This window comes from Streptomyces sp. NPDC008079, from assembly GCF_042957385.1.
Lineage (GTDB): Bacteria > Actinomycetota > Actinomycetes > Streptomycetales > Streptomycetaceae > Actinacidiphila.
On sequence record NZ_JBIBIC010000001.1, the window covers coordinates 335,623 to 351,238 of the forward strand.

The 15,616-nt window shown below is 69.6% G+C and carries 16 protein-coding genes; 5 read left to right on the plus strand and 11 right to left on the minus strand.

The features are described 5' to 3' along the window. Positions 1 to 20 precede the first annotated feature (20 nt). Positions 21 to 1,799 (minus strand): aspartate--tRNA ligase, encoded by a 1,779-nt coding sequence (gene aspS / locus ACFZAM_RS01350; RefSeq protein WP_355339618.1) that lies wholly within the window; start codon positions 1,797 to 1,799, stop codon positions 21 to 23. Positions 1,800 to 1,960: 161 nt separating this feature from the next. Here aspS and ACFZAM_RS01355 point away from each other — a divergent pair, with 161 nt between their 5' ends. Together ACFZAM_RS01355 and ACFZAM_RS01360 are read left to right on the plus strand one after the other, a co-directional pair. Then, the gene (locus ACFZAM_RS01355; protein ID WP_355339615.1) at positions 1,961 to 4,078 is read left to right on the plus strand and encodes a SpoIIE family protein phosphatase; all 2,118 of its coding nucleotides are present in this window, start codon (positions 1,961 to 1,963) and stop codon (positions 4,076 to 4,078) included. Positions 4,079 to 4,298: 220 nt separating this feature from the next. Continuing rightward, a complete protein-coding gene (locus tag ACFZAM_RS01360) occupies positions 4,299 to 5,504 on the plus strand; it encodes an acyltransferase family protein (protein ID WP_391041864.1) in 1,206 nt (401 codons plus the stop codon). Here the strand turns inward: ACFZAM_RS01360 and ACFZAM_RS01365 are convergent. Further along, positions 5,452 to 5,904 carry an ATP-binding protein gene (locus ACFZAM_RS01365; RefSeq protein ID WP_391041866.1) on the minus strand — a complete coding sequence of 151 codons (453 nt, stop codon included), beginning with the start codon at positions 5,902 to 5,904 and terminating at the stop codon, positions 5,452 to 5,454. The genes ACFZAM_RS01360 and ACFZAM_RS01365 overlap by 53 nt on opposite strands. 224 nt (positions 5,905 to 6,128) lie before the next feature. Between ACFZAM_RS01365 and ACFZAM_RS01370 the strand changes: the two genes are divergently transcribed. Both ACFZAM_RS01370 and ACFZAM_RS01375 read left to right on the plus strand, forming a co-directional pair. Beyond that, the gene (locus ACFZAM_RS01370; protein WP_391041868.1) at positions 6,129 to 6,980 is read left to right on the plus strand and encodes a Scr1 family TA system antitoxin-like transcriptional regulator; all 852 of its coding nucleotides are present in this window, start codon (positions 6,129 to 6,131) and stop codon (positions 6,978 to 6,980) included. Between the two features lie 14 nt (positions 6,981 to 6,994). After that, on the plus strand, positions 6,995 to 7,186 hold the full coding sequence (locus tag ACFZAM_RS01375; protein ID WP_391041870.1) for a hypothetical protein: 192 nt from the start codon (positions 6,995 to 6,997) through the stop codon (positions 7,184 to 7,186). Positions 7,187 to 7,199: 13 nt separating this feature from the next. Here the strand turns inward: ACFZAM_RS01375 and ACFZAM_RS01380 are convergent, their stop codons facing one another. The 6 genes from ACFZAM_RS01380 to amcB form a co-directional block, all read right to left on the minus strand. Continuing rightward, a complete protein-coding gene (locus ACFZAM_RS01380) occupies positions 7,200 to 8,033 on the minus strand; it encodes an NAD(P)H-binding protein (RefSeq protein WP_391041872.1) in 834 nt (277 codons plus the stop codon). A gap of 91 nt (positions 8,034 to 8,124) precedes the next feature. Further along, a complete protein-coding gene (locus ACFZAM_RS01385; RefSeq protein ID WP_391041874.1) occupies positions 8,125 to 8,577 on the minus strand; it encodes a hypothetical protein in 453 nt (150 codons plus the stop codon). A gap of 178 nt (positions 8,578 to 8,755) precedes the next feature. Then, positions 8,756 to 9,487: a hypothetical protein gene (locus ACFZAM_RS01390; protein ID WP_391041876.1), complete on the minus strand. Its 732-nt coding sequence runs from the start codon at positions 9,485 to 9,487 to the stop codon at positions 8,756 to 8,758. Between the two features lie 27 nt (positions 9,488 to 9,514). Further along, positions 9,515 to 10,201 carry a pentapeptide repeat-containing protein gene (locus ACFZAM_RS01395; protein ID WP_391041878.1) on the minus strand — a complete coding sequence of 229 codons (687 nt, stop codon included), beginning with the start codon at positions 10,199 to 10,201 and terminating at the stop codon, positions 9,515 to 9,517. A gap of 69 nt (positions 10,202 to 10,270) precedes the next feature. After that, on the minus strand, positions 10,271 to 10,459 hold the full coding sequence (gene amcA / locus ACFZAM_RS01400) for a multiple cyclophane-containing RiPP AmcA (RefSeq protein WP_391041880.1): 189 nt from the start codon (positions 10,457 to 10,459) through the stop codon (positions 10,271 to 10,273). After that, positions 10,456 to 11,607: a cyclophane-forming radical SAM peptide maturase AmcB gene (amcB, locus tag ACFZAM_RS01405; protein ID WP_391041881.1), complete on the minus strand. Its 1,152-nt coding sequence runs from the start codon at positions 11,605 to 11,607 to the stop codon at positions 10,456 to 10,458. The genes amcA and amcB overlap by 4 nt, the downstream gene beginning before the upstream one ends. 211 nt (positions 11,608 to 11,818) lie before the next feature. Here amcB and ACFZAM_RS01410 point away from each other — a divergent pair, with 211 nt between their 5' ends. Beyond that, positions 11,819 to 12,352, plus strand: a complete 534-nt coding sequence (locus ACFZAM_RS01410; protein WP_391041883.1) for an NUDIX domain-containing protein — start codon at positions 11,819 to 11,821, stop codon at positions 12,350 to 12,352. On the opposite strand, the gene ACFZAM_RS01415 is transcribed toward ACFZAM_RS01410, so the two are convergent. The 3 genes from ACFZAM_RS01415 to ACFZAM_RS01425 form a co-directional block, all read right to left on the minus strand. Next, positions 12,258 to 13,706 carry a hypothetical protein gene (locus ACFZAM_RS01415; RefSeq protein WP_391041885.1) on the minus strand — a complete coding sequence of 483 codons (1,449 nt, stop codon included), beginning with the start codon at positions 13,704 to 13,706 and terminating at the stop codon, positions 12,258 to 12,260. The two genes, ACFZAM_RS01410 and ACFZAM_RS01415, sit on opposite strands and share 95 nt — an antisense overlap. A 286-nt stretch (positions 13,707 to 13,992) precedes the next feature. Then, the gene (locus ACFZAM_RS01420) at positions 13,993 to 14,955 is read right to left on the minus strand and encodes a pirin family protein (RefSeq protein WP_355339584.1); all 963 of its coding nucleotides are present in this window, start codon (positions 14,953 to 14,955) and stop codon (positions 13,993 to 13,995) included. Positions 14,956 to 15,158: 203 nt separating this feature from the next. After that, positions 15,159 to 15,602, minus strand: coding sequence for an SseB family protein (locus ACFZAM_RS01425; RefSeq protein ID WP_391041886.1), 444 nt, complete (start codon positions 15,600 to 15,602; stop codon positions 15,159 to 15,161). Positions 15,603 to 15,616: the final 14 nt, after the last annotated feature.

Sequence of the window (15,616 nt, forward strand, 5' to 3'; positions counted from 1 at the left end):
GCCCCTCCCGAGACGCGGTCCTAGCGGCCCGCGGAAGGGCGCCCTGCCGAAGGGCGGAGCTGGATGTGGAGCTCGCGCAGCCGCGCCTCCTCGACCTCGGAGGGCGCGCCCATGAGCAGGTCCTGGGCGTTCTGGTTGAGCGGAAACGCGATCGTCTCGCGGATGTTGGGCTCATCGGCGAGGAGCATGACCATACGGTCGACGCCCGGCGCGATGCCACCGTGCGGCGGCGCGCCGAAGTGGAAGGCGCGGAGCATGCCGCCGAACTCGGCCTCCACCGTCTCGCGGGTGTAGCCCGCGATCTCGAACGCGCGGTACATGACGGCGGGTTCGTGGTTACGGATGGCTCCGGAGGACAGCTCGATGCCGTTGCAGACGATGTCGTACTGCCAGGCCAGGATGTCCAGCGGGTCCTTGGTGTTGAGGGCTTCGAGGCCGCCCTGCGGCATGGAGAAGGGGTTGTGCGAGAACTCCACGGCCCCGGTGTCCTCGTTGCGCTCGAACATCGGGAAGTCGACGATCCAGCAGAAGCGGAAGACGTTCTCCTCGAACTGGCCGGTGCGCTTGGCGGCCTCGACCCGGACCGGGCCCATGATCTTGGAGACCTCGTCGAACTCACCGGCGCCGAAGAAGATGGCGGTGCCGGGCTTCGCGCCGACGGCGGCGAGCAGCGCGGTGACGTCCTCGGGGGTGAGGAATTTGGCGATCGGGCCGGTCAACGCGTTGCCGTCGCCGACCCGGACCCAGGCCAGACCCTTGGCGCCGAGCGAGACCGCGTACTCGCCGAGCTGGTCGAAGAACTTGCGCGGCTGCTCGGCGGTGTCGGGCACGGCGAGCGCGCGTACGTGCTTGCCGGCGAACGCCTTGAAGCCGCTCCCGGCGAACACGTCGGAGACGTCGACCAGTTCGAGCGTGGTGCGCAGGTCCGGCTTGTCGTTGCCGTACTTGAGCATCGACTCGCGGAAGGGGATGCGGGGGAACGGCGAGGTGACCGTGCGTCCGCCGCCCAGCTCGGTGAAGAGGTCGGTCATGACCTTCTCGATGACACCGAAGACGTCCTCCTGCTCGACGAAGCTCATCTCGACGTCGAGCTGGTAGAACTCGCCGGGCGAGCGGTCGGCGCGCGAGTCCTCGTCGCGGAAGCAGGGCGCGATCTGGAAGTAGCGGTCGAAGCCGGAGATCATCAGGAGCTGCTTGAACTGCTGCGGGGCCTGCGGCAGCGCGTAGAACTTCCCGGCGTGCACGCGGGAGGGCACCAGGAAGTCACGGGCGCCCTCGGGGGAGGTGGCCGACAGGATCGGGGTGGCCATCTCGTTGAAGCCGAGCGCGGTCATCTCGCGGCGCAGGAAGGAGATGACCTGGGTGCGCAGCATGATGTTGCGGTGCATGCGCTGGCGGCGCAGGTCGAGGAAGCGGTTGGTGAGCCGCATCTCCTCGTTCGCGTTGTCCTCGGGGAAGACCGGGAAGGGCAGCGGGTCGGCCGCGCCCAGCACCTCCAGGGCGGTCACGTCGACCTCGACCTCGCCGGTCGGCAGCTCCGGGTTGACGTTCTCCGCGGAGCGGGCCAGGACGCGGCCGTCGACGCGGACGACGGACTCCTTGGACTGGCCGCTGAGCTGGTCGTACACCGGGGAGCCGGGGCGGACGACGAGCTGGGTGAAGCCGTAGTGGTCACGCAGGTCGACGAAGAGGATGCCGCCCAGGTCGCGGCGATTGTGCAGCCAGCCGGACAGGCGGACGTCGGTGTCGACGTCGGTGGCGCGCAGCTCGCCGCAGGTGTGGGACCGGTACCGGTGCATCATTCGTCCTCGACGCTGGATGTTGGGTGGGTGGCCGGGCCAGCGGCCCAGCACAGCTTACCGGCGCCCGCACACCGGCCTCACTCCGGATTCGGTGGGGCGTAAGGCCACGAAGGCCGCCCTACTGGGCCATAAACTCCCAATTCTCATAAACTGGCACAATGCGCACCGAGGACGTCCTGGCCGCAGTCGGTACCGGGCTGTGGCAGTGGCACGAGGCCACCGGCACCGTGACGGTCGACGCCCGCGCCGCGCGCCTGCTCGGGCTGTCCGGCGGCCCGGCCGAGCACCGGACGTCCGCCGTTCGGGCGTGCCTGCACGCCGCCGATTACGTGTCGCTGGCCGGCGCGGTCTCGCTGGCCTACTCGGAGGGCACGGTCGCCGAGGCGCTGGTGCGGGTGGTGGGCGACGACGGCGCGACCCTGCGGACGGTACGGGCCAGGGTGCGCCCGCAGGGCACGGTGATGGCGGGCACGCTGCACGAGGTGCGCGGCGGCCCCTCACGGGCGGCGGCGCAGGCGGGCGGCGGCTGGCGGCGGGCCAGGGAGGCGTTCCTGCTGGACGCGGGGCGCGCGCTGGCCGAGGCCGACTCCACCGCCGAGGTGCTGCGGGTGGCGGCCACCTTGTCGATGCCGGGTTTCTCGCCCGACGGCCTCGCCGTCTTCGGCACGGACGGCGACCGGCTGTCGGTGATCGGGCACCACGGGCAGGCGGCGGGCACCGAGGACCCCTTCCTCGACATGCCGCTGGACACCGACTACCCGGCCGCGCTGGTGGTCCGTACCGGCCAGGCGGTCTATCTGCCGTCGCCGGCCGCGTACGAGGACCGCTTCCCGGTCACCTGGCCGCTGGTGAAACCGTTCGGCCGCTCCTCCTGGGCGTATCTCCCGCTGGTCGTGGCCGGGTCCACGATCGGCGCCTGGATGGCGGCCTTCCGCGACCCGGTGGCCTTCACGCCCGACGAGCGCTCGGTGCTCACCACCGTGGCCCGGATGCTCGCGCAGGCGCTGTCCCGCGCGCATCTGCACGAGTCGGAGCGCGCCCTGACCGACGGCCTCCAGCGCACGATGCTGCCCGCGCGCAGGCCCGGCATCGAGGGCATGGCGGTGGCCGCCCGGTATGTGCCGACCGGCGGCGGCCTCCAGGTCGGCGGCGACTGGTACGACGTGATCGGGCTGCCGTCGGGCCGAACCGCGATCGTCATCGGCGACGTCCAGGGCCACGACGTACGGGCCGCGGGGATCATGGGCCAGCTGCGGATCGCGCTGCGCGCCTACGCGGCCGAGGGCCACCACCCGGACGCGGTGCTCTCGCGCACCTCCCGCTTTCTGGCCGGGCTGCACGACGGGCTCCCCGACGGGCCGGCGGACGGGCTGCGCGACGGCCTGCACGAGGGGCTGAGCGCCGACGAGTCCGCCGACGTACGCTTCGCGACCTGCCTCTATCTGGAGGCCGACCCGCTGACCGGCACGCTCGACGTGGTGCGCGCCGGGCACCCGGAGCCCGCGATCCGGCTCGGCGACGGTACGACGATCGTCCGGCGTACGGCGGGCGGCCTGCCGCTGGGCATCGAGCCGGACACCGACTACCCGACGACCCGGCTGGTCCTGGAGCCCGGCGAGGTGCTGCTGCTGTGCACCGACGGCCTGATCGAGACCGGCGGCCACGACCTGGAGACCGGCTGGCAACGGCTGCGCGATGTGCTGGAGGCCGGGCCCGCGGGCGATCTGGAGGAGCTGGCCGACTCCCTGATCCGCGCGGTGCACGGGCCCGCCTCCCACCACACCACCGGGCCGCTGGCCGACCGCCGCGAGGACGACATCGCGCTGGTCCTGCTGCGCCGCGACCCCGACGGCCCGACCTGCGCGGTCCCGGTCCGCCGCGCGGTGCTGACCGTCTCGCAGACCGACCCGGGCCGCATCCGCGCCACCCGCGACGACATCCGCGCCCTGCTGCACGACTGGACCTCGGCCGACCAGGTCGAGTCCGCCGTCCTGCTCGTCTCCGAACTCGTCACCAACGTGCTGGTGCACACCGACGAGGACGCCGTACTGACCGCCATGGTCACCGGCATGCCCGGCACCCGCCGCCTCCACGTCGAGGTCGGCGACCGCTCCGACGACATGCCGCACCGCCGCTCCCCCGGCGAGATGGCCTCCTCAGGCCGCGGCCTGATGCTCATCGAGGAGCTCGCCGACGCCTGGGGCGTCGACCCGCGCGGCGACGGCAAATCCATCTGGTTCGAGCTGTACGAGGCGACGAGCCCGTCGATCGGGTGACCGCCCGGCGGGGGGCGGGGTCGGCCGCGGACGCGAATCCGTCACGGTCGTGTGAACCGGCCGTGAAACGGAGGAAAACACTGGTCGCACAGAGCGGTTGGGCCCGCTCCAACGCCCCGTGGGGCCGGTGCCTCCACCTAGCCTGAACGCCTACGTGACGGGCGATCGTACGGCCGACCGCGCGCCCTGACACTCACGCCGGCGAAAAGGCAGCACTGGGATGAGCCTGAAACTCCCCGCACCCACGGACGATCCGACGTCGCCCGGCGACCCGACCGCGCCCGGCGACCCGACGTCGCCCGGCCACGTACCGGCGGTGTCCGCCGCACCGGCACCGCGCGGCGGCGGGAAGGGCCGGTTGCGGGCGCTGGACGGGCTGCGGCTGCTGGCCGCGCTCATGGTGGCGATCTACCACCTGGCCTTCCGGGGCAGCGGAGCCTGGCGCGGACAGCCGCTGGAGATCTTCCCGCACCTGTCGCACGCCGCCGCGTACGGACCGCTGGGCGTGCAGTTCTTCTTCATCATCAGCGGCTTCGTGATCTGCATGAGCGGCTGGGGCCGCAGCGTCAAGGCGTTCGCGATCTCCCGGATCAGCCGCCTGTACCCGGCCTACTGGGCGGCGCTGATCCTGGTGACCGTCGTCCTGTTCGTCCTCGGCTACAAGACCGTCTCGCGCACCGACCTGCTCACCAACTTCACGATGCTCCAGACCCCGGCGGGCTCCGAGCGCGTCCTGGGCGTCTCATGGACGCTGTGGGCCGAGATGCGCTTCTACGTGCTCTTCGCCGTCACCGTCCTGTGGCGCGGCGCCACCCGCAAGCGCGTCCTGGCCTTCTGCGCCCTGTGGACGATCGGCGCCCTGTACGCGGACTCCTCCGGCCAGGAGTTCCTCAAGCTGGCCCTGATGCCCGAGTACGCGCCCTTCTTCATCGGCGGCATCGGCCTCTACCTGCTGCGCCGCTTCGGCCACGACCTGCTGACCTGGGGCGTCGTCGCGACCGGCTTCCTGCTCGGCCAGCACTACGCGGTCCTGGGCCTCGTCCCCAAGCCCGGTGTGGCCGTCACCTTCCACCGCTCGCCGACCGTCGTCATCGCCCTAGTCGCCGCGGGCTTCGCCGCCATCGCCGCGGTGACGCTCGTGCGCCGCGTCGCCGACGTCGACTGGCGCTGGCTGACCACGGCGGGCGCCCTGACGTACCCCTTCTACCTGGTCCACGAGATCCTGGGCACGCTCGTCATCGAGAAGCTGAAGGCCCACACCGGCATACCGAACTACGGCGTGCTCGCCCTCGCGATCGGCTCGATGCTGCTGCTCGCCTACCTCATCTACCGCCTGGTCGAACGCCCCCTGACGCCGATCCTGCGCCGCGCGCTCACCCACCAGGCCAACCGCCTGTCCGAACCCCGCCCGGCCTCGACCGGCTGACGTCGCTGAGCCCGGCGACCACCGACTTCCCGCGCACCGGGCGCGGCACGACTCCCCAGACCTCCGCGAGCGCGTCGATGAGCACCAGCCCCCTTCCGCCCTCGCTCTCCGGCCCGGCCTCGGCCAACTCCGGCTTCTCCGGCCCGCCGTCGGACACCGCCACCCAGTAGTGCCCGTCGGCGGGCCACAGCACCAGCTCGATGACCGCGTCCTCCTCGCACCGGTCCCCGTGCCGCACGGCGTTCGTGACCAGCTCACTGGTCACCAACCCGAGATCCGCGGCCAGTTGGGGCTCCACTCCACGAGGGAGCGCCTCCGCGACGGCGTGCCGCGCCCGGCGCACGGACTCCGGCCGCGCCGGGAAGCGCCAGAGTGCTGGTAAGCGGGGGATTTCAGGCATGACGAACTCCGTTGCGTCGAAGGGGTCTTGTGGCGTCTTGAGGGTTCGCCGGTGGCATGCCGCCGTCACTCGCGGTGCGCTTCCGACGTAGTTGTGCGTAGCTGCGCGCTACTACGGTAGGGGGATGGGGCCACTTTTGCCAGGCGCTTCAAATAAATGGCCTCCCGGCCATGCGCCTATGCTCACCGTGGCAGGCGGTCGAGACACGCACAGGGAGGAAGGGCATGCCGACGAGGACGGTCCTCACCGAGCGACAGAAGCGTGTGGGAAGCGAGTTGCGCAGGCTGCGCACGGCGGCGGGCATGTCCGCCGAGAGCGCGGCGGGACTCCTGGGCGTCGACCGGAGCCGAATCTCCAACATGGAGTCGGGACTTCGGGCGATCAGCGCGGAGCGCGTGCGCAAGCTGGCCGTCAACTGCGAATGCACGGACGAGCGGTACGTCAACGCCTTGGCCGCGATGGCCGAACCGAGCGGCACCGGATGGTGGGAGCGTTATCGGGGCAGCCTGCCCCAGGGGTTCCTGGACATCTCCGAAATGGAGGCAGGCGCGTTACGGCTGCGCGGCGCCAACACGGTCCACATCCCGGGCATGCTCCAGACGTCCGACCACGCCATAGCCATCTTCCGCGCCGTGGTGCCCAAGCTCCCGGAGCATGAGGTCGCCCTGCGCCTCGCCCACCGATCGGAGCGCCAGCAACTGGTCACCGGCACCAGCACGCTCCCGTACGTCGCGGTGATCCACGAAGCCGCGCTGCGCATGCAGTTCGGGGGACCTGACGTGGCGCGCGCCCAACTGGACTACCTGCTGGAGGTCTCCGAGCGGGACAACGTCACCGTGCTGGTCCTCCCCTTCGCCCACGGGGCCTTCCCCGGCGCGGGTCACACCGTCGTCTACGCCGAAGGCGCCGTGAGCCAGCTCGACACCGTGCAGGTCGACAGCTCCCACGGACCGGTCTTCCTCCACGCCGAGGCGCAACTCGCGAAATACCGAGCGCAACTCGACCTGTTGGAAGAGTTGTCCGTGTCCGCCGACCGGTCCCGCGACCTCATCCGCGAGATCGCGCACCAGCTCTGAGGAGATCAGACCCGATGCCCGACATCACCTGGGAAGCCCCCTTCTGCGGCGAAGGCAGCTCCTGCTTCCGCCTCGGCACCGACGCCGACGGCAACGGCTACATAGCCGTCAACGGCCAAGAAGACCGTCCCCTCACCGACACCCGCGAAGCCCTCCGCACCCTGATCACCGACATCAAGGCCGGCAAGGCCGACCACCTGCTGTAGACACGGGAACGCCTCAGCGGAAGGCGGCGACGTTCTCCGAGACCCACTGGTGGAACGGCCGGGCCGGGGAGCCGGTGACCCGCGAAACCGTGTCGCGTACCTTCACCAACTCGTCGTTGACGTCCCCGCCCGTCACGTCGAGCACCGCGTCAGCGGCCTCGTCACCCATGAACACGGCCAGGTCCCGGTGGGCCTGCTCGCGGCTGATCTCGGCGAAGGGCACCTCGCGCCCGAGGGCGACCGCGATGGCCTCCGCCTGCTGCCGGGCGGTCACGAGCTCGGGACCGGTCAGGGCGTACGTCCGGCCTTGGTGACCGGGCTCGGTCAGCGCCACGCGCGCCACGGACGCGATGTCCGCGGGGTGGATCGTGGGGATGCCGATGCCCGGATGCGGCGCCAGGACCGTTTGGCCCTCGCGGATCGCCGCGGCCCACCACAGGGCGTTCGAGGCGAACTGAGTCGGCCGCAGAATCGTCCAGGCCATGCCGCTGCCCTTGAGCAGCAGCTCGACGTCCAGGTTCTCCCCGGCGGGGCCGAGGTGGGGGTGGGTCTGGACGGTGATGGACGACACCAGCACCACGTGCTCCACACCGGCCTGCCGGGCGGCGGCGAGGATGTCGGCGTCCGAGCCGATACGCGACACGAGAAACAGCGCGCGCACCCCCTCCAACGCCGGCTTCAGGGAAGCGACCTCACCGAAGTCCCCCTCAACGGCCTCGACCCCCTCGGGAAACGCGGCCCGCGCCACCTCACGAGTAAGTCCCCGAACCGCCCCGGCACCGTACCCGTGCAGCTCCTTCACCAGAGCCCCGCCTATGTTCCCGGTGGCCCCCGTCACGAGGATCATGCGCGCCTTCTCCCGTCGTCAGTCGATCAACCGAAGAACACGCTAGAAGCTCAACCACACTTGAAGTCAAGGAGTGACGCTCCCCGCCTGCCTACGACACGCTGGACGCCGAAAAATAGAGGGTGACTTGGGTACCGGCGGTGCTGACGGGATACGCGGCGTAGAAGTTGTACGTCCTGACCGGGTTGTCGGCGTAGTCATGCAGCACGACGCTGATGTTCTTCGGGTTGCGCACGACCTTGTTCACGTTGATCCAGTCGGTGAACGCCTGACCACCACCACCGCGTGTCACGGTCAGATAGTTGCCGCTCGCCGAGATGTTCGCGAGGTACTCGGCGAAGACACCGTTGATGTAGAACACGAACGGATGACTGACGACATCGGCGGGGGACAGGGAGCCGGAGTCTGCGGCCGAGGCCGACGTGGAGGTGGTGGCGGCGGGGGCGGCAGACGCGCTGGCGCTGCCGGCGAAGGCTCCGAGGGTCAGCAGTGCCGTGGCGGTCGCACCGGCCAGAAGTAAGCGGCGGCTGATCGAGCGTGTCATCACAGGGTTCTCACGGTCGAGAGTGAAACGAATCAAGCGAAGAGAGGGTGGTGCACCGGACCGGGTTCCCATGAGACGGATAAATCTCCACCGGCCGCTCCCGGCGTCGTACGTCTGCGAGAAGAGCTCACCCGGCTGGCGCCGAACGCCGAGCGACAGAGAGCAGGAACGCCTGCGCTCAGGTAACGCTCGGTGGCTGGCCCAGCCAGAAGGCGGCGACCGACGGCATGTCGGTTCCGGTGGTGGAACCGTCGTGCGGCAGGAGTTCGGTCGGGGCGATGTACCCGTCGCCGGATTCGAGGCGGATACGCAGGCAGCGCAGAGGGTGTCCTGCGGCAGCGTAGCGGCGGACGTCGTCGGTGTGGGGGTAGTGCCGTTCCAGTGCGGTGCCGGTGTGGAGGGTGCGGCAGATCTGTTGGATGTCGCGGTCGCCGATGAGCAGGTAGCGCGGCCCGGGGCCGAGGTTGAGGCAGAGCCGTCGGCGGCTCTCGTGGCGGCGGGCGTACGGCAGGCGGTCGAAGTTGTCGATGTGCAGGCCGATGCGGCGGCCGGTGGTGAAGTCCTCGGTGGTGGTGGCGCGATGGGCGGGGCTGATTGTGCATCCCAGGAGACGAGTCGGCCAGCGGCCGTTGAGGGGGTCGAGACCGGCGGCGAGTTCGAGGCGGCCGTTGAGTTCGTCCGGGGAGAGGGTGGGCAGCGGTGGGCGGACGAGTTCGATCAGAACGCTGTCCGGTGTGGTGTCATCGGCGCGCAGCGTCGCGGCGTCGAGCGCGGTGAGGAGTGTCCAGTCGTCGTCGGGGAGGAGAGCGCCGTCGTCGTATCCGGGTACGTCACGGGTGTGCCGGACCGGCGCGATGTCGCACCGGCCGCGTATGTCGTCGAACGTGTCGAATGCCAGTCGCGGACCCATGGCATGCCTCCGTGAGCAGATGCGGGGCTACTGGTCGTCGAGGTCGTCTCCGAAGGTGACTTCCAGTTCGGTGGTGAGGGCCCCGGCCAGTTGGAGGGTCTGGGCCGGGTCGATGACGATCTTCTTGAGCGAGGCCAGGCCGCGGATCTGGGAGAGGTCGTTGCCGCGCAGGTCCAGACCACGGAAGCTCCCGCCGTCGAATTCAGTCAGCCGCAGGTCGCAGTCGTCGAACAGGGCGGTGCCGAGATCGCCGGAGGTGAAGGTGGTTTCGCGCAGCGACGTCCTGGCGACGATCACGGGACCGGTGGCCCGGACGCGGGTGAAGGTGCTGTAGTCGAGCTTGCAGTTCTCGAACAGGACGTTGTCGAGGAGGACGTCGGTGAGGGTGGCGCCCATGAGTTTGCAGTCGCGGAAGACAGTGCGGGAGATCTTGCTGTCGGTCCACTGAAGCGAGGCCAGATCACAGCCAGTGAACTCCACAGAGTCGACGCGGAGTTTGTCCAGGCGGGTGCGCTGGGTCCTGAGACCGGAGATCCGCCCGCTGGCCAAATGGGCCTCGTAAAGGTCGAGTTCCCGCAGATCGGCGTCGGCGTACCGGAAGCCGTCCACCCGGCCCCGGCCACCCTCCAGCGAGGTGACGTTGGACAGGAGCAGGCCTTCCTCGCCGAGGGCGGGCAGCGTGACGGTCGTGCGGCGAATCGTGCGGGTGTCCATCCGGGGGCCTTTCAGCGCGGTGGTGCTGCCGTGGTGCTGGGCGGGCCTGCCGGCCGCAGAATACGTCTGCTACTTCTTGCTCCAATTGTCCCAGGTAGGGCGGTTGTCGAATGGAGCTGGGGATTTCTGCCAGTTGTCCCAGGTGGGCTTGTTGTCCCATGTCCCTTCAACGATTTCTGCTGCTGGGGCGTCGTGCGTAGTCACCAACTCCATCACGACGGGCGCGTCGGATGCGGCCAGCGCCTCCAGAATCCTCATGAGGTTGTCTCCTTGGTTGCGAGCGTGGACAGGGCAGTGACCAGAGCCTGCCGGGAGACCCGGCAATAGTTGGTCGCGGTGGATGTCAGGCTGCCGTTCTCGAAGTAGCGGTTGGCGGCCTGGGCGCCACGGCAGAAGTCGAAGAACTCGCATTGGGCCTGGCACCGGTCCAGACCGGTGAGGAAATCGCGCACGTAGCGCAGCCGGTGGGCGCTATTCAGGATTTCCGTCAGGGGACGGTCGAGGATGTTGCCCGCTGTGAAGTTGTCGTAGTCGGGGGCGGTGGTGTCGGCGAGTTCCGGGGAGAGCAGGACGACGTCCCCTTTCCAGGAGACGGTGGGGATCGGGTCGAGGCGGCGCCGGTCCCACTCGGCCTTCCGTCCGGAGCGGACCTGTTGGAGGTATTCGGCGAGCCGTTCGATCTCCCGGACGGGCGGGGTGCCGGAGTGCTCGCGGGCCCAGGTCAGGGTGCGCCGCCAGAACTCCTCGGCCTGCACTGGCGTGGGTGGCTTCCGGGCGGTGTTGACTCCCTCGATTTCCTCGATGTTGAAGCCCACCGAGCGAGCACCCAGTTCGGTGAGGAAGCCCAGCAGGTCTTCGGGGGCCTCAATGCCGACGGCGCCGACGACCGAGATCACGGAGAACGGGATGCCGTGCTCGCGTAGCCGGATGATTCCGCGCAGGATCCGGCCGAAGGCAGGATTGCCTCGCAGATCGACCCGCTCGGCGTTCATGGCGGCCGGGCCGTCAATGCTCACCCCGACGCGGACGTCGTACGCGGTCAGCAGATCACACCACGTCTCGGTGATCAGCGTCGCGTTGGTCTGCACGTAGTGCTGGATCCGTCCCGCCCGGCGCAGCGTCTCGAACGGCGCGAGCAGCGCCGCGAACGATGCGGAGCCGACCGCAAGCGGTTCGCCGCCGTGCCACACGATCCCGATCGGATGCCCGACGTCCTCGAACTGGGCCACCGCCGCGCCCAAGGCGACGGCGACGTCCACCGGCATCTGATGCGTGAGCTTGCGAAACGGCAGGTAGCAGTACCGGCAGTCCAGATTGCACCAGCTCGTAGGCTGCACCACCACGGTCTGCGGGGATGCGAACCGCTGCTCGTACCGGGTGCGCCACGCGGCGGGACGGGTGCGCATCACGGGTCCTCTCCTCGGCCGACAGGGCGGCCCGCGGCCCGGTGTGAGCCGGAGGCGGGATACGGCCATCATCAGTTCAGGGAAGACGTACCCGTGATGACATCGCGGTGTCATTGCCGATGACATGTCATCGCGAGGGCGATGACAGTGCGGTGAACCCACCTGATCGGCAAGGGAGTTCGGTGCGGGGCGGTGGGCTATCGTGGCGAGCGTGCCCCGCTCGATTCTGATCCACGACGGCCAGACCGCCCGCGATACCGGTCTGGTGTACTGCTGCTCCGGTTACCTGGTCGAGGCCGGGAAGGTGCTGCTCGTACATCACAACCGCTTCGACAAGTGGGTTCCGCCGGGCGGTCATATCGAACCCGGGGAGTCGTTCGCGGGCACGGCGGTGCGCGAGTTCAAGGAGGAGACCGGACTGCTGGTGGAGGCGATCTCCACCCAGCCGGTAATCCACCCGGCCGACGGTAACGCGAGCCCGGAGCCGGTGCCGTTCTACGTGGACATCGAGCGTGAAGGATTCCCAACCCCGGCGCTGCTCCAGTTCTACTTCGTCCGGCGGCAGCCGGGCACCCGGGGACAGGCCGTGGAGGCGGACCTCGACGAGGTGTACGGGGCGGCCTGGTTCGGTCTGGACGACATCGACGGTCTCAGGACGTTCGACCAGGTGCGGTCGTTGGCCCGGTTCGCCCTGCTGAACTACCCGGTGGCAGCGGAGCGCGCCCTGCCGCGGGCGAATGCGTGACGGTGCTCGGATTCGCGCGTCCCGCGAGACGATAGCCACTCGCCCCGCCGACTTTCCCGGGCAGGAGCAGCCGGGCCGGAGCACCGCCGAATGCTGCGGACACCGCCCGGTTCAAGCGCTGGACGTACTTGGGCACCGAGGACGGCGCAACGTACAGCCTCCCCGCGATCCGCTCCGTCGTCAGCCCCTGCCCAGGGGCGTCGTGCACGATCTGCACCAGGTCGAACAGCCGGTTCGACAAACCGCAGACGACCTCCGTATCGCTGCCGTGTGCGGTGACAGCGATGCTCTGACCGGGTCCGAGCGTGACGTGTTCGATGGCCGTTTCAGCCGGTGCCTCGCCCGCAGGCTCGGTATCGCCGTCAACCAGGCTCAACCGCGTCAGGCGCCGCATCGCCTCCTCGTAGGCGGCCACTGTGTAAGCGGCGGCCCGGATGGTGGCTCGCTTGCCTGAGGCGCCCGGCTCGTTCCACAACGAGGCCTCCGCATCCCACAGGTCGTCCATCAGCCGCCATGCCTTGGCGAGCCGGGGATCGCGCGGACTGGCTCCGGCCCGGACAGCGGCCTGAGTGCACAGCGCGTACGCCATGTGCTCCCAGGCCGTGCCCTGCACGTCCTTGTCGTCCTCAACGAACGACTCCCAACGGTGGTGGTTGTACAGCAGCCACTGACCCGCCTCCGTGACCACCTCGGACAGCCGCCTCGTCCGCACCGCGCCGTTGACTCCTCCGGTTTCCCAGGGGATGTCGCGATAGGCGGGCTCGCCGCCGGGCCCAGTACCGGAGGCTACGGCCGAGAGCGCGAGCAAACACAGCGCGGTCTTGCTCGGGCTCGGGTCGGTGTCGACGTACGTACGCCATCCCCACGCCCCGCTGGGACGACGGTGGTAGAGCAAACCGTGCACGCCGTGGTCGATCAGCGGCTCGACACGATGGAGCAGTCGCCCGGTTTCGGCCCCGCCCGGAAGCACGATGCCGGGGCCGAAACCGTTGAGGATGTCGCGGAGTTGGGCCAGCGCGTGCACGACGAGGGCTGTCTGGTGCAGCGAGGTGTCATCCAGGCCGAGCACTTCGGGCCAGCCGTGGTCGACCTCGTGGCCCTCAAGCCAACCGACGCACCGGACCACGGCCTCCGCGACTCCGGCGTGGTGGAGGAATGCCGGGTGGGACAGCAGACCGGCCAGGCCGAACGCGACGAACCGGGTGTGCTCGCCACGACCGCCCTTGTGCCGGGGCTGGCAGTGCTCCGGAACGGCGGCGGTCAGAAACCCGAGCGCCGTACGTACCGGCTGACCGGCGATTCCGGCGGCCCGCAAGACCGTCAGGACCTCGCCGGTGTTCACGATCGACGACACCGACGTCAGGGTCAGTCCCCAGCCACCGTCGTAGCCCTGATTGCGCAGGAGTGTCCTACCGGCCTGACCCGCTCTGCTCTCGAACGCCGTGAGCCCTAACCCCGCGCTCTTCACCATTCGCCTCCGTGACCGACCCGATGGCCCGGTCGGACCGTACCCAACTTCCCCGCTGCGGACGCGTATCCAGGGCTGGGGGCACCGGGGTGCATGCTCACGAAGCCGTACGTGTTTCCACGGCGGCACGGGATCTCCCCGAAGGGATGGCCGCACCGCGTGGGCGACGTGACTAGCGGCCGAGGACCGTGTCGGCCGGGATGGTGCCGAGGCGGCCGGCCTGGAAGTCGTCGAACGCCTGGGCCAGTTCGGCGTGGGTGTTCATGACGAAGGGGCCGTACTGCATCATCGGCTCGCGGATCGGGAGGCCGCCGAGCAGGACGACCTCGAAGTTGGGCGAGCGGGACTCCTGGGTCTCGTCCGCGCGGATGGTGAGGGAGTCTCCCTTGCCGAAGACGACGGCCTGGCCCATACGGAAGGGGCGGGCGTCCGGGCCCGCGAAGCCGCGGCCGGCGAGGCCGTAGGCGAGGGCGTTGAAGTCGGCGCGCCAGGGCAGGGTCACCGAGGCGCCGGGGTTCACCGAGACGTGGATCATCGTGATCGGGGTGTGGGTGGCGCCGGGGCCCTCGTGGCCCGCGAGGTCACCGGCGATCAGCCGGATCAGCGCGCCGCCGTCACCCGAGGTGAGCAGCTTCAGGCCGCCCGCCCGGATGTCCTGGTACTTGGGCGGCATCATCTTGTCGGCCTTCGGCAGGTTCACCCAGAGCTGGAGGCCGTGGAAGAGGCCGCCGCTGGTGACCAGCGACTCCGGCGGGGTCTCGATGTGCAGCAGGCCGGACCCGGCGGTCATCCACTGCGTGTCGCCGTTGGTGATCGTGCCGCCACCGCCGTGCGAGTCCTGGTGGATGAAGGTGCCGTCCATGATGTACGTGACGGTCTCGAAGCCGCGGTGCGGGTGCCAGGGGGTGCCCTTGGGCTCTCCCGGCGCGTACTCCACCTCACCCATCTGGTCCATCATGATGAACGGGTCGAGGTTGCGGTAGTCGATGCCCGCGAAGGCGCGGCGCACGGGGAAGCCCTCCCCCTCGAAACCGCTCGGGGCGGTGGACACCTGTAGCGCCTTGCGGGGCTGGGCGTCGTCGGGCGCGCTCACACGCGGCAGGGTCAGCGGGTTCTCTACGGTCACGGCGGGCATGACTGCCTCCTTCGGGATGCTCCGGTTCCAAAGTAGTTGAACACTGAACATCTCGCAAGGCGTGACTATTCCAGCACTCACCGGAGGGGAAGATCGAAAGCGCGGGCGTACGGTCCGGGACGTGCGCCCGTACGGTCTCAGGCGTACCGCCGTACGGCCTCAGGCGTGCCGCCGTACGGCCTCAGGCATGCCGCCGGGCAGCCTCAGCCGTACATCCGGCGCATCGTGAAGTCGACCATCTGCTCGACCGCCTTGGCGTCGAAGACCATGCGATGCTGGCCGTCGATGTCCAGCACGAAGCCGTAGCCGGTGGGCAGCAGGTCCAGCACCTCGGCGCCGGTGATCACGAAGAACTTGGACTCCTTGCCCGCGTACCGCCGCAGCTCCTTCAGGGAGGTGAACATCGGGATGACCGGCTGCTGGGTGTCGTGCAGCGCCAGGAAGCCCGGATTGTCGCCGCGCGGGCAGTACACCTTGGACGTGGCGAAGATCGCCTGGAAGTCCTCGGCGGCCATCGAACCCGTGGTGAAGGCGCGGACCGCGTCGGCCAGGGACGGCGGGGAGGGCTCCGGATAGCCACCGGGCATGGGTGCGGCGCCCTGGACCGGGCCGGGTCCGGGATTCACGCTCTGCTCGTAGCCGTACACGGCCTCAAGAGTAA

Bases quoted from the DNA above. Each gene is read 5' to 3' on its own strand.
- aspS (WP_355339618.1), bottom strand. From the start codon at position 1,799: ATGCACCGGTACCGGTCCCACACCTGCGGCGAGCTGCGCGCCACCGAC.
- ACFZAM_RS01355 (WP_355339615.1), top strand. From the start codon at position 1,961: ATGCGCACCGAGGACGTCCTGGCCGCAGTCGGTACCGGGCTGTGGCAG.
- ACFZAM_RS01360 (WP_391041864.1), top strand. From the start codon at position 4,299: ATGAGCCTGAAACTCCCCGCACCCACGGACGATCCGACGTCGCCCGGC.
- ACFZAM_RS01365 (WP_391041866.1), bottom strand. From the start codon at position 5,904: ATGCCTGAAATCCCCCGCTTACCAGCACTCTGGCGCTTCCCGGCGCGG.
- ACFZAM_RS01370 (WP_391041868.1), top strand. From the start codon at position 6,129: ATGCCGACGAGGACGGTCCTCACCGAGCGACAGAAGCGTGTGGGAAGC.
- ACFZAM_RS01375 (WP_391041870.1), top strand. From the start codon at position 6,995: ATGCCCGACATCACCTGGGAAGCCCCCTTCTGCGGCGAAGGCAGCTCC.
- ACFZAM_RS01380 (WP_391041872.1), bottom strand. From the start codon at position 8,033: ATGATCCTCGTGACGGGGGCCACCGGGAACATAGGCGGGGCTCTGGTG.
- ACFZAM_RS01385 (WP_391041874.1), bottom strand. From the start codon at position 8,577: ATGACACGCTCGATCAGCCGCCGCTTACTTCTGGCCGGTGCGACCGCC.
- ACFZAM_RS01390 (WP_391041876.1), bottom strand. From the start codon at position 9,487: ATGGGTCCGCGACTGGCATTCGACACGTTCGACGACATACGCGGCCGG.
- ACFZAM_RS01395 (WP_391041878.1), bottom strand. From the start codon at position 10,201: ATGGACACCCGCACGATTCGCCGCACGACCGTCACGCTGCCCGCCCTC.
- amcA (WP_391041880.1), bottom strand. From the start codon at position 10,459: ATGAGGATTCTGGAGGCGCTGGCCGCATCCGACGCGCCCGTCGTGATG.
- amcB (WP_391041881.1), bottom strand. From the start codon at position 11,607: ATGCGCACCCGTCCCGCCGCGTGGCGCACCCGGTACGAGCAGCGGTTC.
- ACFZAM_RS01420 (WP_355339584.1), bottom strand. From the start codon at position 14,955: ATGCCCGCCGTGACCGTAGAGAACCCGCTGACCCTGCCGCGTGTGAGC.